Origin of the sequence: Enterobacter sp. JBIWA005 (assembly GCF_019968805.1) — a bacterium.
GTDB classification, from domain to species: Bacteria; Pseudomonadota; Gammaproteobacteria; order Enterobacterales; family Enterobacteriaceae; genus Enterobacter; species Enterobacter vonholyi.
The window spans coordinates 2,615,186-2,638,643 of the sequence record NZ_CP074159.1; the positions used below are offsets into that span (position 1 = coordinate 2,615,186).

Here is a 23,458-nt window from a genome sequence, read left to right on the forward strand (position 1 = left end):
TCCTTATTTTTCCTGCCAGCTAAAGCGCCGGGCGATCAGCATCAGCCCCTGCTCCAGCAGCAGCCCGACCACGCCAATGATGACGATGGCGATGAGAATGTTTTCGACGTTGAGGTTGTTCCACTCGTTCCAGATCCAGAAGCCGATCCCCAGCCCTCCGGTCAGCATCTCGGCGGCGACAATCACCAGCCAGGCGATGCCGATGGAGAGGCGCACCCCGGTCAGCACCGCGGGCAGCACCGCCGGGAAGAGAATGCGGCGCAGGATGGTCCACTCGGAAAGCTGCAGCACCCGGGCAACGTTGAGGTAGTCCTGCGGAATGCGGCGCACGCCTTCGGCGGTGTTGATCACCATCGGCCAGATAGAGCAGATAAAAATGGTCCAGCTCGACGCGGGCTCCGCTTTCTGGAACAGCAGCAGGCCGATGGGCAGCCAGGCCAGCGGGCTAACCGGGCGTAACAGCGCGATCAGCGGGCCGAACATGCGCGAAAAAAAGGTGAAGCGGCCAATCAGGAAGCCGAGCGGGATCCCGGCGAACGCGGCCAGGCCAAAGCCCACCGCCACGCGCTGTAATGAGGCGAGCACGTTCCAGCCGATGCCCATATCGTTAGGCCCGTCGCGATAAAACGGATCGGCAAACAGAGTAATGGCGGAATCGAGCGTGCTGAGCGGCGTCGGGAAACCTTTGCTGTTAATCGCCGCCAGCTGCCACAGCACGACCAGCAGTCCCAGACCGATTAACGCCGGAATGATGCGTTGAATGATCGCGTTAATCCGACGCGCAAACGTCGGCGTACGGCGGCGAACCTGCACCGGAGGGAGGACAATCACCTCCCCACTCTCTGGCGTATCTGGTGATTTCGTCTTTTGCAGATGCTGCATAATCAGGCCCCTTTACGATGAATGGCGAAACGGCTGGCGTATCCTTCCGGGTCGGTACCGTTCCAGACGGTGCCGTCCATCAATGTGCTGCTGCGTAATGGTGAAGTCGGTGTGGTGATGCCCCCCACCGCCGTGGCGGCATCCTGCCAGACAGCAGTCTGGTTAATGCGCTGTGCAATACCCGCGTAGTCCGGCGCGGTTTTGAGCAAGCCCCAGCGGCGGAACTGTGTTAAGAACCACATACCGTCGGAGAGATATGGGTAGCTGACGGCCCCCTCGTTGAAGAAACGGATCGGGTGCGCGTCCTGCCAGCGCTGGCCCAGGCCGTTGTCGTACTCGCCGAGCATTCGCCCGGTGAGAAACTGTTCCTTGCAGTTGAGCCACGCCCGGCGGGAGAGGATCCGCGCGGTCTCGCGCTTGTTTTCCGGGGAGGCTTCGATCCAGCGTGCGGCCTCCAGCACCGCGCTGACCAGCGCCCGCGCGGTGTGCGGGTTTTTCTCCACCCAGTCGCGACGCGTGCCGAGGATTTTTTCCGGATGGTCGGCCCAGACAGACTGTGACGTCGCGGCGGTAAAGCCGATGCGGTCGTTAATCGCCCGCGCGTTCCACGGCTCGCCGACGCAAAAGCCGACCATGTTGCCAATGCGCATGTTCATCACCATCTGCGGCGGCGGCACCACCACCGTGCGCACGTCGTCAAAGGGGTTAATGCCCGCGCTGGCCAGCCAGTAGTAGAGCCACATGGCGTGCGTCCCGGTCGGGAAGGTGTGCGCGAAGGTGTAGGTGCCGGGCGCCTGCTGACCAATTAGCTTTTTCAGCCCGTCAAGGTCTCGAACGCCCTTCTCCGCCAGATCGCTGGAAAGCGTAATCGCCTGGCCGTTCTGATTAAGCGTCATCAGGTTTGCCATCTGCTGCGGCTTGCCGGCAATGCCCAGCTCCAGGCCGTACAGCAGGCCGTAGAGAATGTGCGCGGCATCAAGCTCGCCCGCCACCAGCTTGTCGCGCACCGCCGCCCAGCTCGCCTCTTTGGTGGGCACGATGGTAATGCCGTATTTTTTATCAAAGCCTTTCAGCGCCGCGATAACCACGGGCGCGCAGTCTGTCAGCGGGATAAACCCGATGCGCACTGTTTCCTGCTCCGGTTTATCCGAGCCTGCCGCCCATGCGGCCTGCATGATACCCGGTAACAGCATTGCGCCACTCGCCAGCATGCTGGCCTGCAAAAAACGCCGTCTCGACAAATCCGCCATGACCACTCCTGAATAAAAACCAAAAAAAAGCGCCCACGATGCCGAAGCACCAGTGGACGCCTTTATCCCGAAGACGAATGCACCGCCGTTGGCGCATCGTCAAAAATGGTTAATCTGATAATGCAAAGCGAATGCCAGGTTTTAACACGCGCTTTTCGCGGTGTATCCCGCTTTACCCTCAGGTTTACGCACCTCAATCAGGCACAAAATGCCCGCTAACCGTGCAGCTACTCCTTTGGTATTACCTGCCACAAATTCTTCACCATGAGCAGCGCGCGGGCGATATCCACCATCCTTTGGTTCTTATCCATCGCCATTTTGCGCAGCGCCGTCCAGGCCTGTTCCTCACTCATATTCTGGTGGGTCATCAAAACGCTTTTCGCTTTATCTATGACTTTGCGCTCTTCAAGCGTATCGCGCAGCGACGCAAGCTGGCGCGAGAGCTGTTCTATCTCGCGCGCCTGCTGGCGCACCAGGGTGAGCAACGGTTTTTCCGGGTACTGTATCAGCGGATCGTCCTGCTCATCGGCGGGAGGCACGTACTCATCGTTACGGTAAATACGCTCGTCCACCGCCGTCATCAGATCGGCGATGAGCATCTCCTCCAGCGCGCGCAGATGCTCAAGGCGCGCGGTTTGCAGCGCAAACCAGGCCAGTGCGGTATGGCCGTTATCGGCGGCGGGCTGGCGGGTGCAGGCCACCCTTCGTAGCTGTTCCGTTTCACGATCGGGCTGGCAGTTTAAGGCAAAGGTGGCCTGTACCTCAGCGTGGCTGTGCGAGAGAAAGATTTCAAAGCAGGCCTGCTGCCCATCGATGCGGTCAACCAGCCTCTGGCGAGTCACATCATCGAAAAAACCCTGCGTGAAGCCAATCGCCCCCAGCGCCCGCTCCTGTCCCGCCAGCTCTTTCCCCTGCATCAGGCTATACAGGGCGACAAAACGCCCGGCTATTTGCGGATCGTCAATGCTGTCATTAAGCTGCGGTACGATACTGAGCAGATGGCGAAGCATGCGGGAGTAGTGTTCCATCGCCTGGGGTGCCGTTACCGTTTGCTGAATCACACCGTCGCGCAGCGCGGGAAGCATATCCAGGCTCAGGAGCGCGCCGCCGATGCGTTCACAGACGGCACTTCCCGGAATCGGCGACTGTGTTTCAAGAATGCCGTAAAGGGCTGCGAGGTTTTCATCCACCAGCGCCCGGCTGGCTTTGCATTCGGGGGCGTAAAGCTTACCCTGTGAGCAGAGCCAGACGTTGGACGCCCCGCGCTCGCACTGTAACATGTGCACCAGTTGGCTAATGCCATGCACAAGCTCGCCAAGCTGTGCCAGCTTGCTGAGCTGCTCCCGGCGCATCATCTTTGCGCGCTCGAGCCATTCGGCAGCGCCTGGCGAAATGCCAGCCATTAATGTCATGCTTTCTCTCCGGAACAGCGAAACTCGGGAATGCTAAGCAATATTCGTGCCTTTATAAGAACAGGAGTCAACATGCAAAAGATTGTGATCGTCGCCAACGGTGCGGCCTACGGCAGCGAATCCCTTTTTAACAGCCTGCGCCTGGCGATTGCGCTGCGTGAAAAAGAGAGTGACCTCGCGTTGCGACTCTTTTTAATGTCGGACGCGGTCACCGCGGGCCTGAAGGGACAAAAACCAGCCGAGGGCTATAACATTCAGCAGATGCTGGAGATCCTGACCGCGCAAAACGTACCGGTGAAGCTTTGCAAGACCTGCACCGATGGCCGCGGTATTACCGGTCTGCCGCTGATTGATGGCGTAGAGATTGGTACGCTGGTTGAGCTGGCCGAGTGGACGCTGTCCGCGGATAAAGTATTAACTTTTTAATAATAAACCCGTAAAAATATTATTTTCTTATGGACGCGGTTTCAGCATCAAGTTTACCTGCGGGGTTGCCGATAGGCATGGAAACAACACAGCAGGTATTTCACTTATGTTCAGATCGATTCGTGCACGCATCATCGCGACGACGGCAGGCTGTCTGGTCGTCGCACTTCTCCTTAATACCGTTATTAACTTCCAGGTCACGCGCCAGGATAACCAGCAGTCCCAGCGCGATATTCTGACCAGCACCAGCGCCAGCCATAACATGGCGATTGCCGACTGGGTAAAAAGCAAGATGGCGGTGATCGCCTCCGCGCAAACCGTTGCGTTGAGTGAAGACCCGGTTCCGGTGTTTAAACAGCTTGCGCAGGCGGGTGGCTTCACCAACGTTTATGTTGGCTACGCCAGCAAAACGGCGAAATTCTCTGAACCGGCGGGTGTCCCGGCGGACTATGACCCGACTATCCGCCCGTGGTATCAGCAGGTGGTCAGCACGGACGGTCCGGTTGTCACCGCGCCCTACGTTGACGCGGGGACCGGCAAACTGGTGGTAACCTTCGCCGTGCCGGTAAAAGAGAATGGTACGCTGAAAGCGGTGGTGGCGGGCGATGTGGCGATGGACAGCGTGGTGGCTAACGTGCGCGGGATCCATCCAACCCCAGCCAGCAGCGGGTTGCTTCTGAACAGTGACGGCAGCGTGATTGCCGCTAACGATCCGGCGCTCACGCTTAAACCATTCGCTGAGACGATCAAAGGCATTGATTTTGCTGCGCTGAAAAGCGGTAACCTCGTCGACGGAACGCTGAACGGCGCTGAAAAAACCTTCGTGGCGACAGCCGTGCCGGGCACAAACTGGCTGTTAGTCGTCGCGCTCGACAACGGTGATGCCACCTCCGGCATGCGTTCCCTGCTTAAAGCCTCGGCGATTTCGCTGGTGATCCTGGCACTGCTGAGCGCGGCCATTGTGCATTTCCTGATTGCCCGCCTGCTCAAGCGTTTGTCAGACATTCGCGACGCGATGCACAACATTGCTAACGGGACTAACGATCTGTCCCAGCGCCTGCCGGACAACGGCGAGGACGAGGTTGCGCAGATTGCGCAGGCCTTTAACGCCTTCAGCGATAAGCTGTCGGTGGTGATGGTGCAGCTCCGTGATGCCAGCGAATCGGTTAAAAACGCTGCGCAGGAGATTGCCGCCGGTAACCAGGATCTTTCCGGACGTACCGAGCAGGCCGCATCCAGCCTGCGCGAGACGGCCAGCGCCGTGGAGCAGATCACCGCCTCCGTGACCCAGTCGAACGAATCGGCGGCAGAAGCGAATGACCAGGCGAGCAAAGCCTCAGCGGCCGCTGCGCGCGGCGGCGAGGTGGTATCCCAGGCGATCAGCACTATGCAGTCCATCGAAGTCGCGTCGGCTAAAATTGGCGATATCACCAGCGTGATTGACGGCATCGCGTTCCAGACCAACATTCTGGCGCTGAACGCCTCCGTCGAGGCGGCGCGTGCGGGTGAGCAGGGACGCGGGTTTGCCGTGGTGGCAGGCGAAGTGCGTAACCTGGCGAGCCGCAGCGCCCAGGCGGCGAAAGAGATCAAATCGCTGATCGATTCCACCACCGACAGCGTGGCCACCGGCTCCCGCTACGTGCACCTGGCCGGGGAAAGCATGGACGAGATCCGCTCCAGCATCGGCAGCGTCTCCGGCATTATGCGCGAAATTTCCATCGCCACCAGCGAGCAGATGAAAGGGATTCATGAGATCAACCACGCGGTGACCCATCTCGACAGAATGGTTCAGCAGAACGCCGAGCTGGTCGTGGAATCCGCCGCCGCTGCGGGTGCCCTGCAGAGCCAGGCGGGCGACCTTGCTGAAACAGCCGGTCATTTCCGCATTTAATTTTCTCGCGGCGCGCGTTTAGCGGGTAAAACGCGCGCCAGCTGAAATTTTGAGGGATTTTGTCATTTTTGTTTAATCGTTATGCCATTTTTTGATCAAAATCAGCATCCCACCCCCTCCCCTTTGGTGTTATGCCATGAGTGAATTGTGAACAACATCACGCTCGGATATGGCTGCAGGGAGAGCGTTGTTTAAGACTACGGGGTAAAAAATGGCACTGGTAAAAACAAGTTTGAAACTGTTTGGCGGGGATACGGTGGTGGTGCGTTGCTCAGAACGCTGTCGTATTCATCTGATGAGTTCGAAAGCACAAAAACAGTCCCAGGCGGATATTCTCACCGTACAGGATGATAAGGCCTGGCTTACAGTGCCCTACACCGGCACATGGGATGTGCTGATTGACAGCCACAGTCAGTCTCTGGAGCATTCCATCAGCTACGTGGCAGCATAATATTAAACGCCCGGCAAGCCGGGCGTAATATCAGGCAAAACCCGGTCGCAGCGTGCCGTTGAGCGGGTTCCCTTCCAGCAGCGCCTTCACCTTCACCACCAGTTCATTCAGACAATCGTCCTGCATGCCGAGGCGGGTCAACTCCTGATCGAGGGAGAAGAGATACTGCGCGTTGGTACCCAGCGGTCCGCTGGCGGCGGCAATTAACGGAGCAATCACCTGCGTGCGGGTATCCGCTTCATACAGCGGATGGCGGGGGTCCATGATAAACACCAGCGCATTGACGGTGCGTCCGTCGTCCAGTTCCAGCTTGCACCAGCTTGGCATGTAGCAGCCGGTGATCATCTCGCGCTTCCAGAGCAGCGTAAGCTCCTCTTCCAGCGTGGCATCCGGCAGGCGATACGCCACGCCAGTGGTGCGCCCGCCCTCTTTCAGTGCAAGCATGCGCCCGGGCTGGCACGCGCTGCCGCGTCCGGCCGTCAGACGCAGGCAAAATGCGCGGTGCCAGCCAGGCAGCGTTCCCGTTGCCGATTCGACAAATTCGAGCGCCGGGTTCCACATCAGGGAGCCGTAGCCAAAAATCCATACCGGGCCATCATCCGGGCGGCAGGCAAGCGTGGCAGCGAGCGACGCCGCACGTTGTTCAGCTGACCAGAGAAGCGATTCCTCAATAGCACCAAATGCCGTCTTACAATCTGCCTTCATTAAGAAATCACGCGTTAACACTTTCCACCTCCGCCACTGCATGCTTCCTTGCGACATCTGTAATTCGCCTTCCCGGCCTTAGGTGCTGGTCATTTTACCAGCAGTTGAATAACGATAAGCAATTAGCGGACCAGTTGCAATACAGCGGCAATTCAACCGCCTGAAAAGTCAAAATGAAGGCAGCGAATTATTTCACGGCTATTTCTTTTTATGCCATTTATCGTCGTCTCCTTTTTCATATTCATGTTTTACGGCGGCCCAGGCAACTTTGTGGGCCGTCTCTTCACGGCTGGCATCATCCCGGCGATCTTCCTTGTCTTTGTATTGATCCCAGGCGCTGTTAAACGCCTCTTTATAGATATCCTGCGCGTGAGCGGGCAGCACGTTTTGCACGTTATCGGGTAATTCGCGTTTCGTTTTATATGGCATCACTCACCTCTCTTTTGCTTAAAGAGATAAGTGTGGACGACGATATAGCATGGTGCCACCCGGACTTAATTTATGCATTGATTAAAACTCTAATTCATTGTTATTTAAGATCTATTTTAGAGATAAAGTAAATTACATGGGTCAGGCGCAAATTTCAAAGAAAAGGGTAAAATTAAGTAAAAAATAAAGGGTATTTAACAGAGATCTGTTAGTTTAATGCCCTTAAAAATCTATCTATAATTACAAGCACCTGCATTGATGGAGAAGCACATGACAGCAACACACGAGGCGGTAAAGACCCGCCACAAGGAGACGTCACTCATTTTCCCGGTTCTGGCACTGGCTGTGCTGCTCTTCTGGGGAAGCAGTCAGTCACTGCCAGTGGTGATTGGTATCAATATTCTTGCCCTGGTCGGCATCTTAACCAGCGCATTTAGCGTCGTTCGCCATGCGGACGTCCTGGCCCACCGTCTGGGCGAGCCGTACGGTTCTTTAATTCTCAGCCTCTCCGTTGTTATTCTCGAAGTTAGCCTGATTTCCGCGCTCATGGCGACCGGCGATGCCGCGCCGACGCTGATGCGCGACACGCTTTACTCGATCATTATGATTGTGACGGGCGGTCTGGTAGGCTTCTCTCTGCTGCTGGGTGGGCGTAAATTCGCGACCCAGTATATGAACCTGTTTGGCATCAAACAGTATCTGATTGCCCTCTTCCCGCTTGCCATTATCGTGCTGGTCTTCCCGATGGCGCTGCCGGGTGCAAACTTCTCCACCGGTCAGGCGCTGCTGGTCGCGCTGATTTCCGCCGCCATGTACGGCGTGTTCCTGTTGATTCAGACCAAAACGCACCAGAGCCTGTTTGTGTATGAGCATGAAGACGACGGCGACGACGATGATCCGCACCACGGTAAGCCGTCGGCCCACAGCAGCGCGTGGCATACGGTTTGGCTGATCGTACATCTGATTGCGGTGATTGCCGTTACCAAGATGAACGCTAACCCGCTGGAGACGCTGTTAACCGAGCTGAACGCGCCGGTGGCGTTTACCGGCTTCCTGGTGGCGCTGCTGATCCTTTCCCCTGAAGGGCTGGGCGCGCTGAAAGCGGTGTTGAATAATCAGGTGCAGCGCGCAATGAACCTGTTCTTCGGCTCCGTGCTGGCGACGATTTCACTCACCGTACCGGTGGTGACGCTGATTGCCTTTATGACCGGTAACGAGCTGCAGTTTGCGCTGGGTGCGCCGGAGATGATCGTGATGGTAGCATCATTGCTGCTGTGCCAGATTTCGTTCTCCACCGGGCGCACCAACGTGCTGAACGGAGCGGCGCATATGGCGTTGTTTGTTGCGTATCTGATGACGATATTTGCGTAAGAGTGGGCCGGTGCAGGCTGATGCCCCCACCCTAACCCTCTCCGCCAGGGAGAGGGAGGCATAAAAAAACCCGCCGAAGCGGGTTTTTTTATTATTTGCTGGTATCCAGCTCGTCGAAGCTCTTCACCAGATCGTCAATCGCTTTGATCTGTTTCAGGAACGGCTCAAGCTTATCCAGCGGCAGCGCGGATGGACCGTCGCATTTTGCGTTATCCGGATCCGGGTGCGCTTCAATGAACAGGCCAGCCAGGCCGGTTGCCATACCGGCGCGCGCCAGTTCGGTCACCTGAGCACGGCGGCCGCCGGACGCGGCGCCAAACGGGTCGCGGCACTGCAGGGCATGGGTCACGTCGAAAATCACCGGAGACTGGTTAGAGACGTTCTTCATTACGCTGAAGCCCAGCATATCCACGACCAGGTTGTCGTAACCGAAGTTTGCACCACGGTCGCACAGGATGACCTGATCGTTACCACCTTCGATAAACTTATCGACGATGTTACCCATCTGGCCCGGGCTGACGAACTGTGGTTTTTTCACGTTGATCACGGCACCGGTTTTCGCCATCGCGGCCACCAGGTCGGTCTGGCGAGCCAGGAATGCCGGAAGCTGAATCACGTCCACCACGTCTGCCACCGGCTGCGCCTGGGAGGCTTCATGCACGTCGGTGATCACTTTCACGCCAAAGGTCTGCTTCAGCTCCTGGAAAATTTTCATACCCTCTTCCAGGCCCGGGCCACGGTAAGAGTTGATGGAGGAGCGGTTGGCTTTGTCAAAAGAGGCTTTAAACACGTACGGGATGCCCAGCTTCTGGGTCACGGTAACGTAGTGTTCGCAGATACGCATGGCGAGATCGCGGGATTCCAGCACGTTCATGCCGCCAAACAGTACGAACGGCAGGTCGTTTGCTACCTTGATATCACCAATGCTAACCACTTTTTGTTTCATAGGATCGCCTTATTCAGGTGTGAATCGGAATTAAGATTAATGCAGTGTAATTTGTTTGTGCGAGATCGCGTTGATCTGCGCACGAATCATTTCGCTAATAGGGTCTTCCGGGCACTGCTCGACGAAATAGCTCAGATCGTTCAGCGCCACGTGCTCGCAGTCGAGCTGGGCATAAATCAGCCCTCGGTCGCGGATTTCGTACGGATCTTCCGGGTTGAACTGCAGCAGTACTTCACTGGCGCGCAACGCCAGCTCCATTTGACGCTCTTCCATTAACGCGGACTTTAGCGTATCCAGCAGCTTACGAATGACCTCTGCGTTATCCGCCTCGTCGAGATCTTCGTTGAAGAGTTCAGCCACCGGGCTGATATTGCCTTTCAGCCATACGTCCAGCGTATGTTCATCCAGCGTGTCGCCGTTGAAAGGATTAATGAGCCACATTTCGCCGTCCAGCCACTCAGCACGCAGGATCATCTGCGTCGGGAAAATGACCGGGACCAGCGGAATATCCAGACGGTGCGCGACCCACAGCAAAATAGAACCCAGCGCCACGGCGCTGCCCTGACGATTTTTTAAGACCTGGTCCAGCCATAATGCGTCAGACAGGCGATACACGCCCCGCGTGTCGCAGAAACCCCATTCGCCGTAGAAAAGCTCCAGCAGCTTCTCTAATTGCCAGTCTTGCGGGCGAGCCTGATTAATCTCTTCACGCGCCAGGCTGACCAGATTCTCCAGCTCATCGTAGACAAACTGCGACGTAAAATCGTCGCGAATCATCTCTGAAATCAGGATCATGCCATCGCAAAGCGGCACTTTATTAAATTCGAAATCGGCTAAGGACCTCATGACTTACCCCAGTAACGGTATTCTTGTGGTGGCGAGTTTAATGATGATGTACAGCACCACCAGACCCAGCAGAAAGGCGATAAACCCGACCTGCTGGCTGCGCGGACGACGACGCCCAAGCGCGATAAAACCCAAAACGATGTAGATGATAACGCCAAACAGCTTTTCAGTCAGCCATGCGCCTTTATCAGTAAATGGCAGATAGCCGGTCTTCCACATAAGCCCGGCACCGGAAAGGAGCAACACCGTGTCGATACAGTGTGGCGCGATACGCACCCAGCGGGCATCCATCAGCGGATTGTTGCTGTAGCGCCACCAGTAACGGACGATGAAAAAGGTGATGGTCAGCGCAACGGAAATCAAGTGGACGGTAATAAGTACGGTAAACAGGCTCATAACCACTGCCCCAGCGTCAGGCGCTCGTTGCCGCCGTAGTCGCGGCAGGTTTCGACAGCGGCGTAGCCTGCTTGCATAAACAGCGCTCGCACGGCTTCCCCCTGCGTCCAGCCATGCTCCACGAGCAGCCAGCCACCGGGAAGTAAATGTTGTCGTGACGTTGTCACAATGTGATCAAGATCGGCTAATCCCGCGTTGGCTGCAACCAGCGCCGTGAGCGGTTCAAAGCGAACATCTCCCTGCGCAAGGTGCGGATCATGTTCGTCGATGTAGGGAGGATTGCTGACAATCATCGCAAATGAACGATTCTCAAGCGCGGCAAACCAGCTGCTTTGCAGCACCGTCACGTTACTGAGCCCGATTCGTTCCACGTTACGCTGCGCCAGCGTGACCGCATCAGGCATCACGTCCACCGCCGTAACGGTGCAGTCCGGCCGCTCGCTGGCGAGCGCCAGCGCGATGGCCCCGGTGCCTGTACCGAGATCGAGAATGCTGCAGGCCTCCGCAGGTAAACGCGCCAGCGCCTGCTCAACCAGACACTCGGTGTCCGGACGCGGGATCAGCGTTGCCGCCGAAACGTACAGCGGTAACGACCAGAACTCGCGCTCGCCGACAAGGTGCGCCACCGGCTCGCCGGTTTTACGGCGGGCAAGCAGCGCGGCGAGCTGTGCTTCCTGTTCCGCGGTCAGTTCAGTTTCGCCGAAGGCCAGCAGGTACGTGCGGGCTTTACCCGTCACATGCTCAAGCAAAATTTCGGCATCGCGTTTAGGGCTTTCACTTTCGGAAAGCTCACCGGCAGCCTCACGTAACCAGCGCTGAAAATCCATTATTCCTGCTCGGACAGTGCCGCCAGCTGGTCGGCCTGGTATTCCTGCACGATAGGCTCAATCAGCATGTCCAGCTTGCCTTCCATCACCTCGTCCAGACGGTACAGCGTCAGGTTGATGCGGTGGTCGGTTACGCGCCCCTGCGGGAAGTTGTAGGTGCGGTTTCGGTCGCTGCGATCGCCGCTGCCCAGCAGGTTACGACGCGTGGATGCTTCCGCCTGCTGGCGTTTAGCCATTTCGGCCGCGTGGATACGCGCGCCCAGCACCGACAACGCTTTGGCTTTGTTTTTATGCTGGGAACGCTCGTCCTGACATTCGACAACTATACCGGTTGGCAGGTGGGTAATACGAATGGCGGAATCGGTGGTGTTAACGTGCTGACCGCCCGCGCCAGAGGAGCGGAAAGTATCAATACGCAGGTCCGCCGGATTGATGTCCGGCAGTTCCGCTTCCGGCAGCTCCGGCATCACCGCCACCGTACAGGCGGAGGTGTGAATGCGGCCCTGAGATTCAGTGGCCGGTACGCGCTGCACGCGGTGACCGCCGGATTCAAACTTGAGACGTCCATACACGCCGTCGCCGCTGATCTTGGCGATAACCTCTTTATAGCCACCGTGTTCGCCTTCGTTGGCGCTCATGATCTCCACGCGCCAGCGACGCGACTCGGCGTAGCGGCTGTACATGCGGAACAGATCCCCGGCAAACAGCGCCGCTTCGTCACCGCCGGTACCGGCGCGAACTTCCACAAAGGCGTTACGCTCATCGTCCGGATCTTTCGGCAGCAGAAGCACCTGAAGCTGCTGCTCCATCTCTTCAGAACGCGCTTTCGCATCCTGCAGCTCTTCCTGCGCCATCTCGCGCATTTCAGGATCGTCGAGCATCATCTGCGCGGTTTCGATATCTTCCTGAACCTGCCGCCAGTCGGTAAAGCATTTAGAAACATCACTTAACTGCGCGTATTCACGTGAAAGCGCGCGAAAACGTTCCTGGTCCGCAATGGTCCCGGCATCCCCGAGCAGCGCCTGTACTTCTTCATGGCGCTCGTGCAGAGCTTCCAGTTTAGCGACGATAGAAGGCTTCATAGGCGTAAGTGCACCTTGTCTTAGAAAATGGGTATAGGGCGCTATTCCAGCCCGAGGCTGTTGCGCAGAATAGTCAGGCGTTCATCATCCCCGTCACGGGCGGCCTGCTGAAGAGATTTGGTTGGTGCATGGATAAGGCGGTTGGTAAGTTTCCACGCCAGATCCTGCATAATTGCGTGCGCGTCACCACCCTGTTCAAGGGCCGCTAACGCTTTGGCAGTCAGGTCGTCACGCACCTGCTCCGCCTGTCCGCGATACTCGCGGATGGTCTCGCTGACGCTTTGCGCGCGCAGCCAGGCCATAAACTCACTGGTTTCCTGCTCAACGATGGTTTCCGCCTGAACCGCCGCCGCTTTACGCTGCGCGAGGTTGTGCGAAATGATGCTTTGCAGGTCATCCACGCTGTAAAGGTAGGCGTTAGGCAGCTTGCCCACTTCCGGCTCTACATCGCGCGGGACGGCGATATCCACCAGCAGCATCGGCTGATTACGACGGGACTTCAGCGCACGCTCCACCATCCCTTTTCCGATAATCGGCAGCGGGCTGGCGGTAGAGCTGATGATAATGTCCGCCTCTTTAAGGCGTTCATCGATGTCGCTCAGGGCAACCACCTCTGCCCCCACTTCATCCGCCAGCACCTGCGCGCGTTCGCGGGTGCGGTTAGCGATGATCATCTTTTTCACTTTATGCTCGCGCAGATGGCGCGCCACAAGTTCGATGGTTTCGCCCGCGCCCACCAGCATCACGGTGACGGTAGAAAGGGATTCAAAGATTTGGCGTGCAAGGGTGCAGGCCGCGAAAGCAACAGAAACCGCACTGGCACCAATGTCGGTTTCGGTTCGCACACGCTTCGCCACAGAGAACGACTTCTGGAACATGCGCTCCAGCTCGCTGGCCTTCAGATGCCCTTTTTGTGAGTCGGCAAACGCTTTTTTCACCTGACCGAGAATTTGCGGCTCGCCCAGCACCAGCGAATCCAGACCGCTGGCCACGCGCATCAGATGGCTGACGGCATCGTTATCCTGATGCCAGTACAGGCTGTTGCGCAGCTCGTCTTCGTTGAGATTGTGGTAGTCGCATAGCCAGCGGATCAGCGCTTCGTGCAGGTTGTCCTGCTCTTCCACGCTTAAATAGAGCTCGGTACGGTTGCACGTCGAGAGCACCACGCCACCCTGCACCATCGGCTGTGCAAGCAGGCTGTCCAGCGCCAGGTCAAGCGTATCCGGCGAAAACGTTACGCGTTCTCGCAGCGAAACCGGGGCTGTTTTGTGGTTGATACCGAGTGCTAATAGGGTCATGTTGAGCGGGAGTAGTACCAGCGTTAATAAGGTTAGCAGAACGCATCATACAGGATGCGCGAGATCAATAAAAGAGACAGCCCCCTTTCGGAGTAATAGGTTACACAGCGCTTTGAGATAATTTGAACGTAGACGGTAGCCCCCTTCGACGCTAGCATTAACAGTCATAACTGCAACGTATCTCAAGGATTTGTCCTCATTATGACCCGACTGATTCGCCTGCTGCCGCTGGCAGCACTGGTTCTGACCGCCTGTACCGTCACCCAACCAAAAGGCCCGGGCAAAAGCCCTGATTCACCGCAGTGGCGTCAGCACCAGCAGGACGTCCGTAATTTGAACCAGTACCAGACCCGCGGCGCTTTCGCTTATCTCTCTGACGAACAAAAGGTTTATGCCCGCTTCTTCTGGCAGCAGACGGGGCAGGACAACTACCGCCTGCTGCTGCTGAACCCGCTGGGCAGCACCGAACTGGAGCTTATCGCGAAACCGGGCGAAGCGCAGATCACCGATAACAAAGGCCAGCACTATACCGCGACCGATGCCGAAGAGATGATTGGCAAGCTGACCGGGATGCCAATCCCGCTCAACAGTCTGCGCCAGTGGATCCTGGGCCTGCCGGGTGACGCCACCGACTACACCCTGGACGACCAGTACCGTCTGAGCCAGGTGAACTACACCCAGAACGGCAAAACCGGGAAAGTGGTGTACAGCGCCTATGACAGTAAGAGTAAACCGTCGCTGCCATCGAATATGGAACTGACTCAGGGAAGCCAGCGCATCAAGCTGAAAATGGACAACTGGATCGTTAAATGATGACCCACTGGCCCTCTCCGGCAAAGCTAAACCTGTTTTTATACATTACCGGCCAGCGCGCTGATGGCTATCACACGCTGCAGACGCTGTTTCAGTTTATTGACTATGGCGACACGATCTCCATTGAACAGCGCCAGGACGGGCAGATTTGCCTCCTGACCCCGGTCGAGGGCGTGGCGCATGAGGAGAACCTGATCGTGCGCGCCGCGCGTCTGCTGATGAAAGCCGCAGCGGAATCGGGCCGTCTACCCGCGGGAAGCGGCGCGGAAATCCGTATCGAGAAGCGGCTGCCGATGGGCGGCGGTCTGGGCGGTGGCTCATCCAACGCTGCAACCGTGCTGGTTGCGCTGAACCATCTCTGGGGCTGCGGGCTGTCGAAGGATGAACTGGCAGCACTGGGCTTGACGCTGGGGGCTGATGTCCCGGTATTTGTGCGCGGTCATGCGGCTTTTGCCGAAGGCGTGGGGGAAATCCTCTCCCCTGTAGAACCGCCGGAAAAATGGTACCTGGTTGCCCATCCTGGCGTAAGCATTCCGACCCCGGTCATCTTTAAAGATCCTGACCTGAAAAGGAATACCCCGGTTCGGTCAATAGAAACGTTATTAAATTGTGAATTCAGCAACGATTGCGAGGATATCGCAAGAAAACGTTTTCGCGAGGTTGATGCGGTGCTTTCCTGGCTGTTAGAATACGCGCCGTCGCGCCTGACTGGTACAGGAGCCTGTGTCTTTGCTGAATTTGACACCGAATCCGCCGCTCGTCAGGTGCTTGAGCAAGCGCCGGTTTGGCTGCATGGTTTTGTAGCACGTGGGATGAACACCTCCCCCCTACAGCAGGCCATTCTGGCGCAGACTGAGTTTCGGTGACAACGTCACCCTGTTCCAGACGTTGCATCGCGCTCTTTAATACACCGCCTGGATAGCCTTTGCCTGGCCCGCACAGTTTACGGCGAACGCTATCCACCACTGGACGCATGCCTGAGGTTCTTCTCGTGCCTGATATGAAGCTTTTTGCTGGTAACGCCACCCCGGAACTAGCACAACGTATTGCCAACCGCCTGTACACTTCCCTCGGCGACGCCGCCGTAGGTCGCTTTAGCGACGGCGAAGTCAGCGTACAAATTAACGAAAATGTACGCGGTGGTGATATTTTCATCATCCAGTCCACCTGTGCTCCAACGAACGACAACCTGATGGAACTGGTTGTTATGGTCGACGCTCTGCGTCGCGCTTCCGCAGGCCGTATCACTGCTGTAATCCCTTACTTCGGCTATGCACGTCAGGACCGTCGCGTCCGTTCCGCGCGTGTGCCAATTACCGCTAAAGTTGTCGCTGACTTCCTGTCAAGCGTCGGCGTTGACCGCGTACTGACCGTTGACCTGCACGCTGAGCAGATCCAGGGCTTCTTCGACGTCCCGGTTGATAACGTATTCGGCAGCCCAATCCTGCTGGAAGACATGCTGCAGCTGAACCTGGATAACCCAATCGTGGTTTCTCCGGACATCGGCGGCGTGGTACGTGCCCGTGCTATCGCTAAGCTGCTGAATGATACCGACATGGCGATCATCGACAAACGTCGTCCGCGCGCTAACGTTTCTCAGGTGATGCACATCATCGGTGACGTGGCTGGCCGCGACTGCGTGCTGGTCGACGACATGATCGATACCGGCGGTACGCTGTGTAAAGCGGCTGAAGCGCTGAAAGAGCGTGGTGCCAAGCGCGTGTTCGCGTACGCCACTCACCCGATCTTCTCCGGTAATGCCGTAAACAACCTGCGCAACTCCGTCATTGACGAAGTTGTAGTATGCGATACCATCCCACTGAGCGACGAGATCAAGGCACTGCCAAACGTGCGTACCCTGACCCTGTCCGGGATGCTGGCCGAAGCGATTCGTCGTATCAGCAACGAAGAATCCATCTCTGCAATGTTCGAACACTAATCGAACACGGCCTAAAAACCCGCTGCGGCGGGTTTTTTTGTCTCCGGGTTTAATTTGTATGATTAATGCCTCCTTCACCTGCCATTCATATGACAGATGATGCGCATACGGATGATAGATAATTGTGAAAAACGTAGCCTCCTCACATGTTCTGCCCTTTCGCGCCCTCATCGACGCCTGCTGGAAAGAGAAGTACACCTCGTCACGCTTTGTCCGTGACCTGATTGCCGGGATCACCGTCGGTATTATTGCCATCCCGCTGGCGATGGCGCTGGCAATTGGCAGCGGCGTTGCGCCGCAGTACGGTCTGTACACCTCGGCCGTTGCCGGGATCGTCATTGCCCTGACGGGCGGCTCGCGCTTCAGCGTCTCCGGCCCAACTGCCGCCTTTGTGGTGATCCTCTACCCCGTTTCGCAACAGTTTGGTCTGGCAGGTCTGCTGGTCGCCACCCTGATGTCCGGCGTCTTTTTGATTCTGTTTGGCCTGGCTCGCTTTGGTCGCCTGATAGAGTACATTCCCCTTTCCGTGACGCTGGGGTTCACCTCGGGGATTGGTATCACCATCGGAACCATGCAGATCAAGGATTTCCTCGGCCTGCAGATGCCCCACGTACCGGAGCACTACCTGCAAAAAGTGGGGGCGCTGTTTATGGCGCTGCCAACTGTGAACCTGGGCGACGCCGCCATCGGGATTGTGACGCTGGGCACGCTGATCGTCTGGCCTCGTCTGGGGGTCCGTCTGCCGGGTCACCTGCCCGCGCTGCTGCTGGGCTGCGCGGTGATGGCCATCGTCAATATGTTCGGTGTTCACGTCGCGACTATCGGCTCGCAGTTCCACTATGTTCTGGCGGACGGTTCACAGGGTAGCGGCATTCCGCGACTGCTACCGCAGCTGGTGCTGCCGTGGGACATGCCCGGCTCCAGCTTTACCCTAAGCTGGGATTCCCTGCGCGCCCTGCTTCCCGCCGCGTTCTCGATGGCGATGCTGGGAGCGATTGAATCCCTGCTCTGCGCCGTCGTTCTGGACGGCATGACCGGCACCAAGCACAAAGCTAACAGCGAACTGGTCGGTCAGGGATTGGGCAACCTCGTCGCGCCGTTCTTTGGCGGTATTACCGCAACGGCAGCTATCGCCCGCTCTGCGGCCAACGTGCGCGCGGGTGCAACGTCACCCGTTTCGGCGGTTATCCACTCCGTGCTGGTGATCCTTGCCCTGCTGATCCTCGCCCCGCTGCTCTCCTGGCTACCGCTGTCCGCCATGGCCGCCCTGCTGCTGATGGTGGCATGGAACATGAGCGAGGCGCATAAGGTCGTGAACCTGCTGCGTCGCGCGCCGAAAGACGACATCATCGTGATGCTGATCTGCATGTCGCTGACCGTGCTGTTCGATATGGTTATCGCCATCAGCGTCGGGATCGTGCTGGCTTCCCTGCTGTTTATGCGCCGTATCGCGCAGATGACGCGCCTTTCCCCGGTTAACGTCGAGGTGCCTGACGACGTGCTGGTGCTGCGCGTGATTGGCCCGCTGTTCTTCGCCGCGGCGGAAGGTCTGTTCAGCGACCTGGAGTCCCGCATCGCGGGCAAACGGGTTGTGGTGCTGAAATGGGATGCCGTACCGGTGCTGGATGCCGGCGGTCTGGATGCCTTCCAGCGCTTTGTGACACGCCTGCCGGAAGGCTGCGAACTGCGGGTAAGTAATCTGGAGTTCCAGCCCCTGCGCACCATGGCGCGTGCGGGTGTCCAGCCTATCCCTGGCCGACTCTCCTTCTATCCTAACCGTGAAGCCGCGCTAGCGGATATGTGAGTTATCTGATGCAGAGAAACGTCTCTGCATCATCGCTCCGATCGCCTGCTGGAGCCATGCAAGCACGGCAGGCGTCATCCAGGTTCCTTTCATCAGGTGCGGCTCCTGCTGCATGGCAGCGCGAAACTTTTGCTGAGTTTCCGGGCTGGTGCCCGCGTAAGACTGGAACAATGCCAGCCAGTTTTCAGCTAGCTTTTGCGCCTCCTCCGAGGCAGGATCGGTATTTTCCCGCTGCGCCTGATGCAGTTTCGCCACCAGCGGCGGCCACTCCATCATGCGGTCAAAATAGTGCTTCCGGGTAAAGGCCATCTCCTCGGCAGAAAGATATTTCTCCCAGATAATCAGCTTCGACTCGGCAAACGCCCGCGTGATGTAATCGGTCATCTCCGGCGTGATGCCGGTCTGCGCCTGCATCTGCGGTTCAACGCTGTGCATCTCGTTCAGCCGGGTGAGAAACTCCGGCTTGCCCGCCGTGTCCTGCTCCAGGCGCTCCATCCAGCGCGTCGCCAGATCCATCGCTCGCGCGTCCGTAGCGGGTATACGGTGTTCCAGCAGCGTGTTGGCCTCTGCAACCAGCCCTGACCAGATTGCCGTCAGCGCATCCTTGTGTACCGCAAACGGCAGCTGCTGTAACTCTTCTTTGCTAAACCAGCGATCGTACATATTCATTAACTCCAGAGTCTGTAGCCAGGATTCCAGATCCGGCGTCGCATCGTCGAGAAGCCCGGCTCGCAGCTCCACCAGCCGGTCGCGCAGCGTATGTATGCTGCGCAACTGTTTATCCAGCAGCGTGATTTGCGCATCGAGTAACTCGGTTAACGACAGCGACTCCTGCTCCAGGAAATCCCTGATTTCAGCAAGTTCCAGCCCCGCTTTTGCCAGCGCCTGGATCATGTGCAGACGCTGGACATCCGCCAGGTTGTAAAGCCGGTAACCTGCCGCGCTTCTGGCAGAAGGCAGCAACAACCCTGTTTGCTCATAGTGGTGCAATGTCCGCACGGTGATCCCGGCACGTTTCGCCAGCTCACCCACCTGAATCAACATAACTGCTCCTTTTTCTTTGCCAGTGGCGCCACTCTGGAGCCTTACGTTACGTGAGGGTCAACCCCTGATGCAAAAAAAAAAACGACTCCCTCGGGAGCCGTTTCGGTGTTCTTAATCGCAGCGCTAGCTGTGCTTATGCTGGTCGCGACGACAGCGTTTGTCGTAGTGGCGCACCCACCAGTATTTATCGCACACTTCCTCATGTCCGCTCATGCGCGCCCCGGCGAGCCACAATACCGCACCGAGGAAGATGCTCAGTATCGCGCCATGAGCGAAGTATTGCGGGAGATCAAGCTGCGGCAACTGGTTCAAAATGGAATAACCCACGCCGCCTACCATCACGAACAGCCCCAACCCCATCAGCACGTTACCGAGTAACGAAGCGTTTTTGCGTTTCATGTGTCACCTCCGGAACTTTGGGTTGTCAGGGGAAAAGCCCCTAATCCTTGTGTGTAAAGTATAGACAACGCCCCTTTTATGAGTTGCGTGAATGATCACAATTACAGATAACTCCCAAACAAAAGTTTACAAATAAGACTTTGAACAGCTTGAAATTCTAATTGTTCAAACAAGTAATTATTCGTGTTTCGCTGCGACGATCGCAGAATTTTGTCAAGCGGCGCGCCAGACAGTAAACTACGCGCCAGATCTGGAACCCATTAGGAATTGAATCGTGACGATTAAACTGATTGTCGGCCTCGCCAACCCGGGCGCAGAATATGCGGCTACCCGCCATAATGCCGGGGCATGGTACGTCGATCTGCTGGCCGAGCGGTTACGTGCGCCCCTGCGTGAAGAACCTAAATTCTTCGGGTATACCTCACGTATCAACCTTGCAGGCGCGGACGTTCGCCTGCTGGTACCCACCACGTTTATGAACCTGAGCGGTAAAGCCGTGGCGGCGATGGCAACGTTTTATCGCATCAATCCGGATGAAATTCTGGTCGCCCACGATGAGCTGGATCTCCCCCCTGGCGTGGCGAAATTCAAGCTTGGCGGCGGCCACGGCGGCCACAACGGTCTTAAAGACATCATCAGCAAGCTGGGCAATAACCCGAATTTCCACCGTTTACGCGTGGGAATCGGCCATCCGGGCGATAAAAACAAAGTTGTCGGTTTCGTGCTCGGTAAGCCCCCGGTTTCCGAGCAGAAACTAATTGACGAAGCGGTAGACGAAGCGGCGCGCTGCACTGAAATCTGGCTGCAAGACGGCTTAACCAAAGCGACAAACCGCTTGCACGCTTTTAAAGCGCAATAATCCGCCCGATACGGCTTTTTTACCGCGCGTCATGCGGGTTACGTGTATAATAGGCGTAGTTATTTACTTTTCATCAATCGGTTATGACTAACGGATTGATTATCAAGATATTAAGGTGATTTAGAAATGGGATTCAAATGCGGTATCGTCGGTCTGCCAAACGTGGGCAAATCCACCCTGTTTAACGCGCTTACCAAAGCGGGTATCGAAGCGGCGAACTTCCCGTTCTGTACCATCGAACCTAACACCGGCGTTGTGCCAATGCCGGACCCGCGTCTGGACCAGCTCGCGGAAATCGTGAAGCCGCAGCGCATTCTGCCAACCACCATGGAATTCGTGGACATCGCGGGCCTGGTAAAAGGCGCATCCAAAGGTGAAGGCCTGGGCAACCAGTTCCTGACCAATATTCGTGAAACCGAAGCGATCGGCCACGTTGTGCGCTGCTTCGAGAACGACAACATCATCCACGTAAACAACAAAGTGGATCCGGCTGACGACATCGACGTTATCAACACCGAGCTGGCGCTCTCTGACCTCGACACCTGCGAACGCGCGATTCACCGCGTGCAGAAGAAAGCCAAAGGCGGCGACAAGGACGCGAAAGCGGAACTGGCTGCGCTGGAAAAATGTCTGCCACAGCTGGAAAACGCCGGCATGCTGCGCGCGCTGAAAAACCTGACTGACGAAGACAAGGCGGCAATCAAATACCTGAGCTTCCTGACCCTGAAGCCAACCATGTACATCGCCAACGTTAACGAAGGCGGTTTCGAGAACAACCCGTACCTCGACAAAGTGCGTGAAATCGCCGCGGCGGAAGGTTCTGTGGTTGTTGCCGTGTGCGCTGCCGTTGAATCCGACATCGCCGAACTGGACGATGCCGACCGTGAAGAGTTCATGGCCGAGCTGGGTCTGGAAGAGCCGGGCCTGAACCGCGTGATCCGCGCAGGCTATGAGCTGCTGAACCTGCAGACCTACTTCACCGCTGGCGTGAAGGAAGTGCGTGCCTGGACCATCCCTGTGGGTGCGACTGCGCCTCAGGCGGCCGGTAAAATCCATACCGACTTCGAGAAAGGCTTTATTCGTGCGCAGACTATCGCGTTTGAAGACTTCATCACCTACAAGGGTGAGCAAGGCGCGAAAGAAGCAGGCAAGATGCGTGCAGAAGGGAAAGATTACATCGTTAAAGATGGCGATGTGATGAACTTCTTGTTTAACGTTTGAGTTGTTTTGAATGAAAAAATCCACGCTTTGGCGTGGATTTTTTTCATAAATTACCGATTTTACACCTTCTTGCGCAGATAGAACTCAAGGTATTTTTTAGGTCTATCCTGAAACGCACGCTCTTTGCCGTAGTTATAAGCATCGTTGAAATATTTATACGCTTCATCGAATTGATTCAACTCGTAACAGACCATGCCGAGGTCGATTGATGGTGCGGTGTCTATATCCGATTCACGTGTGCGCAAAGTCGTCTCTCCCCATTTCTTCGCCTCATCGTAATCCTCAAGATCAAAGTAAGCGCTGTACATGCACGCAGCGATCCAGTTAGCAAATTCCGATTCAAACTTTGGCTCAGGAAGAGCTTGCCAGGCTTTTTGGTATTGCTCTAAAGCTTCGGCGTATTTTTGGTTGTCGTGAAACTCGTTTCCTTTTTCTACAAGAGATGTAACTCTTTTTTCATCGAATTTATAGCATACGTTTTTCATATATTTATTCATTATCATTCGAAAAGAGACCTCCTTGCCTATATAAAAGGGATATAAGCAATAAATGTCTTCAGAAGCATGGAGGTCTCTAAAAGAGTAAGTTTTTATTGTTAACTAACCAAAAAAGAAATATTTAAAAGCTTCTGCCTCAACATCCTTAAGCTTGCTTTTTAGCATTAAATCGATATCTTCCAGAAAGTCCTCTCTGAAATTAAAATCATCATCTGTAGCATCACCATCATATTTACTTTGTTCTATCTCAATGGCAGAACAAAAAGCATCCAAAAAGTCGGCTAACGAATTGGAAATAATGAAATTTCTTTTTTGAATACTACCATAAACAGGAGATGTAATATTTTGGGTATCACAAAAAAGAACATCTCCATTTCTTTCAGCAAAGATTATATATTCATCGCGCCAGGTCGTGTCATTTTGAACTCGCCAGCCTGATAACATTTCATTAAGCTCTTGGGGCTCAACAATCTGTATAAAGAAAGTACCATCAAATGTTGGGTGGTCATTTAAAATCAAATGGCTATAAAAAAAACGAATTTCGCCATTTAAATTCACTGGAAAAGAAGTTTCATTTTCATCGTCTGTATAGTCTATCTCTCCCATATTTAAATCATTCATTTTGAATTTGCTAACAAAGTCTTGGACTGCATTTTTTATGTTCATCTTT

At 56.0% G+C, this 23,458-nt stretch carries 25 protein-coding genes; 10 read left to right on the forward strand and 15 right to left on the reverse strand.

Features of this window, described 5'->3' with window-relative positions; genetic code table 11:
* Positions 1–3: 3 nt before the first annotated feature.
* The 3 genes from ntrB to nasR form a co-directional block, all read right to left on the reverse strand.
* Positions 4–882 carry a nitrate ABC transporter permease gene (ntrB, locus tag KGP22_RS12360; RefSeq protein WP_127731329.1) on the reverse strand — a complete coding sequence of 293 codons (879 nt, stop codon included), beginning with the start codon at positions 880–882 and terminating at the stop codon, positions 4–6.
* 2 nt (positions 883–884) lie between these two features.
* On the reverse strand, positions 885–2,132 hold the full coding sequence (locus tag KGP22_RS12365) for a CmpA/NrtA family ABC transporter substrate-binding protein (protein WP_223579138.1): 1,248 nt from the start codon (positions 2,130–2,132) through the stop codon (positions 885–887).
* A 227-nt stretch (positions 2,133–2,359) separates the two neighbouring features.
* On the reverse strand, positions 2,360–3,544 hold the full coding sequence (gene nasR / locus KGP22_RS12370) for a nitrate regulatory protein NasR (RefSeq protein WP_223579142.1): 1,185 nt from the start codon (positions 3,542–3,544) through the stop codon (positions 2,360–2,362).
* A 72-nt stretch (positions 3,545–3,616) separates the two neighbouring features.
* Between nasR and KGP22_RS12375 the strand changes: the two genes are divergently transcribed.
* From KGP22_RS12375 to KGP22_RS12385, 3 genes are all read left to right on the forward strand, one after another.
* A complete protein-coding gene (locus KGP22_RS12375) occupies positions 3,617–3,970 on the forward strand; it encodes a DsrE/DsrF/TusD sulfur relay family protein (RefSeq protein WP_008499522.1) in 354 nt (117 codons plus the stop codon).
* A gap of 106 nt (positions 3,971–4,076) precedes the next feature.
* On the forward strand, positions 4,077–5,861 hold the full coding sequence (locus KGP22_RS12380) for a methyl-accepting chemotaxis protein (protein WP_111965918.1): 1,785 nt from the start codon (positions 4,077–4,079) through the stop codon (positions 5,859–5,861).
* 211 nt (positions 5,862–6,072) lie between these two features.
* Positions 6,073–6,312: a DUF1883 domain-containing protein gene (locus KGP22_RS12385; RefSeq protein WP_111965917.1), complete on the forward strand. Its 240-nt coding sequence runs from the start codon at positions 6,073–6,075 to the stop codon at positions 6,310–6,312.
* Positions 6,313–6,342: 30 nt separating this feature from the next.
* Here the strand turns inward: KGP22_RS12385 and KGP22_RS12390 are convergent, their stop codons facing one another.
* Positions 6,343–7,038 (reverse strand): gamma-glutamylcyclotransferase, encoded by a 696-nt coding sequence (locus KGP22_RS12390; RefSeq protein WP_061097960.1) that lies wholly within the window; start codon positions 7,036–7,038, stop codon positions 6,343–6,345.
* A 177-nt stretch (positions 7,039–7,215) separates the two neighbouring features.
* Positions 7,216–7,446, reverse strand: a complete 231-nt coding sequence (gene chaB / locus KGP22_RS12395) for a putative cation transport regulator ChaB (protein ID WP_045908986.1) — start codon at positions 7,444–7,446, stop codon at positions 7,216–7,218.
* Between the two features lie 270 nt (positions 7,447–7,716).
* Here chaB and chaA point away from each other — a divergent pair, with 270 nt between their 5' ends.
* Positions 7,717–8,817 carry a sodium-potassium/proton antiporter ChaA gene (chaA, locus tag KGP22_RS12400; RefSeq protein WP_223579145.1) on the forward strand — a complete coding sequence of 367 codons (1,101 nt, stop codon included), beginning with the start codon at positions 7,717–7,719 and terminating at the stop codon, positions 8,815–8,817.
* 91 nt (positions 8,818–8,908) lie between these two features.
* Here chaA and kdsA read toward each other — a convergent pair whose 3' ends face one another.
* The 6 genes from kdsA to hemA are packed head-to-tail and all read right to left on the reverse strand — an operon-like array spanning position 8,909 to position 14,212.
* Positions 8,909–9,763: a 3-deoxy-8-phosphooctulonate synthase gene (gene kdsA, locus KGP22_RS12405; protein WP_104950756.1), complete on the reverse strand. Its 855-nt coding sequence runs from the start codon at positions 9,761–9,763 to the stop codon at positions 8,909–8,911.
* A gap of 36 nt (positions 9,764–9,799) precedes the next feature.
* Positions 9,800–10,609 carry an invasion regulator SirB1 gene (sirB1, locus tag KGP22_RS12410; RefSeq protein ID WP_024907069.1) on the reverse strand — a complete coding sequence of 270 codons (810 nt, stop codon included), beginning with the start codon at positions 10,607–10,609 and terminating at the stop codon, positions 9,800–9,802.
* A 3-nt stretch (positions 10,610–10,612) separates the two neighbouring features.
* Positions 10,613–11,005, reverse strand: coding sequence for an invasion regulator SirB2 (sirB2, locus tag KGP22_RS12415; RefSeq protein WP_111965916.1), 393 nt, complete (start codon positions 11,003–11,005; stop codon positions 10,613–10,615).
* Positions 11,002–11,832: a peptide chain release factor N(5)-glutamine methyltransferase gene (prmC, locus tag KGP22_RS12420; protein ID WP_149367112.1), complete on the reverse strand. Its 831-nt coding sequence runs from the start codon at positions 11,830–11,832 to the stop codon at positions 11,002–11,004. Before prmC ends, sirB2 begins: the two co-directional genes overlap by 4 nt.
* Positions 11,832–12,914, reverse strand: coding sequence for a peptide chain release factor 1 (gene prfA, locus KGP22_RS12425; protein WP_021240360.1), 1,083 nt, complete (start codon positions 12,912–12,914; stop codon positions 11,832–11,834). Before prfA ends, prmC begins: the two co-directional genes overlap by 1 nt.
* A 41-nt stretch (positions 12,915–12,955) precedes the next feature.
* On the reverse strand, positions 12,956–14,212 hold the full coding sequence (gene hemA, locus KGP22_RS12430; RefSeq protein WP_024907067.1) for a glutamyl-tRNA reductase: 1,257 nt from the start codon (positions 14,210–14,212) through the stop codon (positions 12,956–12,958).
* 201 nt (positions 14,213–14,413) lie between these two features.
* On the opposite strand from hemA, the gene lolB reads away from it, so the two are divergent.
* The 4 genes from lolB to dauA all read left to right on the forward strand — a co-directional run bounded on the left by lolB (position 14,414) and on the right by dauA (position 18,768).
* Positions 14,414–15,025 (forward strand): lipoprotein insertase outer membrane protein LolB, encoded by a 612-nt coding sequence (lolB, locus tag KGP22_RS12435; RefSeq protein WP_223579147.1) that lies wholly within the window; start codon positions 14,414–14,416, stop codon positions 15,023–15,025.
* Entirely contained in the window at positions 15,022–15,891 is an 870-nt protein-coding gene (gene ispE, locus KGP22_RS12440) for a 4-(cytidine 5'-diphospho)-2-C-methyl-D-erythritol kinase (RefSeq protein ID WP_111965913.1), read from the forward strand. Before lolB ends, ispE begins: the two co-directional genes overlap by 4 nt.
* A gap of 125 nt (positions 15,892–16,016) precedes the next feature.
* Entirely contained in the window at positions 16,017–16,964 is a 948-nt protein-coding gene (gene prs / locus KGP22_RS12445) for a ribose-phosphate diphosphokinase (protein WP_003856663.1), read from the forward strand.
* Positions 16,965–17,088: 124 nt separating this feature from the next.
* Entirely contained in the window at positions 17,089–18,768 is a 1,680-nt protein-coding gene (gene dauA / locus KGP22_RS12450; RefSeq protein WP_223579150.1) for a C4-dicarboxylic acid transporter DauA, read from the forward strand.
* Here the strand turns inward: dauA and KGP22_RS12455 are convergent.
* Both KGP22_RS12455 and ychH read right to left on the reverse strand, forming a co-directional pair.
* The gene (locus KGP22_RS12455) at positions 18,754–19,812 is read right to left on the reverse strand and encodes a MerR family transcriptional regulator (RefSeq protein ID WP_223579152.1); all 1,059 of its coding nucleotides are present in this window, start codon (positions 19,810–19,812) and stop codon (positions 18,754–18,756) included. The two genes, dauA and KGP22_RS12455, sit on opposite strands and share 15 nt — an antisense overlap.
* Positions 19,813–19,935: 123 nt before the next feature.
* Complete coding sequence (gene ychH, locus KGP22_RS12460; RefSeq protein WP_111965910.1) at positions 19,936–20,211, reverse strand: stress-induced protein YchH; 276 nt, start codon at positions 20,209–20,211, stop codon at positions 19,936–19,938.
* Between the two features lie 274 nt (positions 20,212–20,485).
* On the opposite strand from ychH, the gene pth reads away from it, so the two are divergent.
* Complete coding sequence (pth, locus tag KGP22_RS12465; protein WP_008499504.1) at positions 20,486–21,070, forward strand: aminoacyl-tRNA hydrolase; 585 nt, start codon at positions 20,486–20,488, stop codon at positions 21,068–21,070.
* A 126-nt stretch (positions 21,071–21,196) separates the two neighbouring features.
* Positions 21,197–22,291, forward strand: coding sequence for a redox-regulated ATPase YchF (ychF, locus tag KGP22_RS12470; RefSeq protein ID WP_223579165.1), 1,095 nt, complete (start codon positions 21,197–21,199; stop codon positions 22,289–22,291).
* Between the two features lie 59 nt (positions 22,292–22,350).
* Here the strand turns inward: ychF and KGP22_RS12475 are convergent, their stop codons facing one another.
* Positions 22,351–22,776, reverse strand: a complete 426-nt coding sequence (locus tag KGP22_RS12475) for a tetratricopeptide repeat protein (protein WP_223579169.1) — start codon at positions 22,774–22,776, stop codon at positions 22,351–22,353.
* Positions 22,777–22,890: 114 nt separating this feature from the next.
* Entirely contained in the window at positions 22,891–23,454 is a 564-nt protein-coding gene (locus KGP22_RS12480; RefSeq protein ID WP_115875499.1) for a hypothetical protein, read from the reverse strand.
* Between the last annotated feature and the right edge of the window lie 4 nt (positions 23,455–23,458).

Coding starts and splice junctions, on each gene's coding strand:
- ntrB (WP_127731329.1), bottom strand. CDS start 882: ATGCAGCATCTGCAAAAGACGAAATCACCAGATACGCCAGAGAGTGGG.
- KGP22_RS12365 (WP_223579138.1), bottom strand. CDS start 2,132: ATGGCGGATTTGTCGAGACGGCGTTTTTTGCAGGCCAGCATGCTGGCG.
- nasR (WP_223579142.1), bottom strand. CDS start 3,544: ATGACATTAATGGCTGGCATTTCGCCAGGCGCTGCCGAATGGCTCGAG.
- KGP22_RS12375 (WP_008499522.1), top strand. CDS start 3,617: ATGCAAAAGATTGTGATCGTCGCCAACGGTGCGGCCTACGGCAGCGAA.
- KGP22_RS12380 (WP_111965918.1), top strand. CDS start 4,077: ATGTTCAGATCGATTCGTGCACGCATCATCGCGACGACGGCAGGCTGT.
- KGP22_RS12385 (WP_111965917.1), top strand. CDS start 6,073: ATGGCACTGGTAAAAACAAGTTTGAAACTGTTTGGCGGGGATACGGTG.
- chaB (WP_045908986.1), bottom strand. CDS start 7,446: ATGCCATATAAAACGAAACGCGAATTACCCGATAACGTGCAAAACGTG.
- chaA (WP_223579145.1), top strand. CDS start 7,717: ATGACAGCAACACACGAGGCGGTAAAGACCCGCCACAAGGAGACGTCA.
- kdsA (WP_104950756.1), bottom strand. CDS start 9,763: ATGAAACAAAAAGTGGTTAGCATTGGTGATATCAAGGTAGCAAACGAC.
- sirB1 (WP_024907069.1), bottom strand. CDS start 10,609: ATGAGGTCCTTAGCCGATTTCGAATTTAATAAAGTGCCGCTTTGCGAT.
- sirB2 (WP_111965916.1), bottom strand. CDS start 11,005: ATGAGCCTGTTTACCGTACTTATTACCGTCCACTTGATTTCCGTTGCG.
- prmC (WP_149367112.1), bottom strand. CDS start 11,832: ATGGATTTTCAGCGCTGGTTACGTGAGGCTGCCGGTGAGCTTTCCGAA.
- prfA (WP_021240360.1), bottom strand. CDS start 12,914: ATGAAGCCTTCTATCGTCGCTAAACTGGAAGCTCTGCACGAGCGCCAT.
- hemA (WP_024907067.1), bottom strand. CDS start 14,212: ATGACCCTATTAGCACTCGGTATCAACCACAAAACAGCCCCGGTTTCG.
- lolB (WP_223579147.1), top strand. CDS start 14,414: ATGACCCGACTGATTCGCCTGCTGCCGCTGGCAGCACTGGTTCTGACC.
- ispE (WP_111965913.1), top strand. CDS start 15,022: ATGATGACCCACTGGCCCTCTCCGGCAAAGCTAAACCTGTTTTTATAC.
- KGP22_RS12455 (WP_223579152.1), bottom strand. CDS start 19,812: ATGTTGATTCAGGTGGGTGAGCTGGCGAAACGTGCCGGGATCACCGTG.
- ychH (WP_111965910.1), bottom strand. CDS start 20,211: ATGAAACGCAAAAACGCTTCGTTACTCGGTAACGTGCTGATGGGGTTG.
- ychF (WP_223579165.1), top strand. CDS start 21,197: ATGGGATTCAAATGCGGTATCGTCGGTCTGCCAAACGTGGGCAAATCC.
- KGP22_RS12475 (WP_223579169.1), bottom strand. CDS start 22,776: ATGAAAAACGTATGCTATAAATTCGATGAAAAAAGAGTTACATCTCTT.
- KGP22_RS12480 (WP_115875499.1), bottom strand. CDS start 23,454: ATGAACATAAAAAATGCAGTCCAAGACTTTGTTAGCAAATTCAAAATG.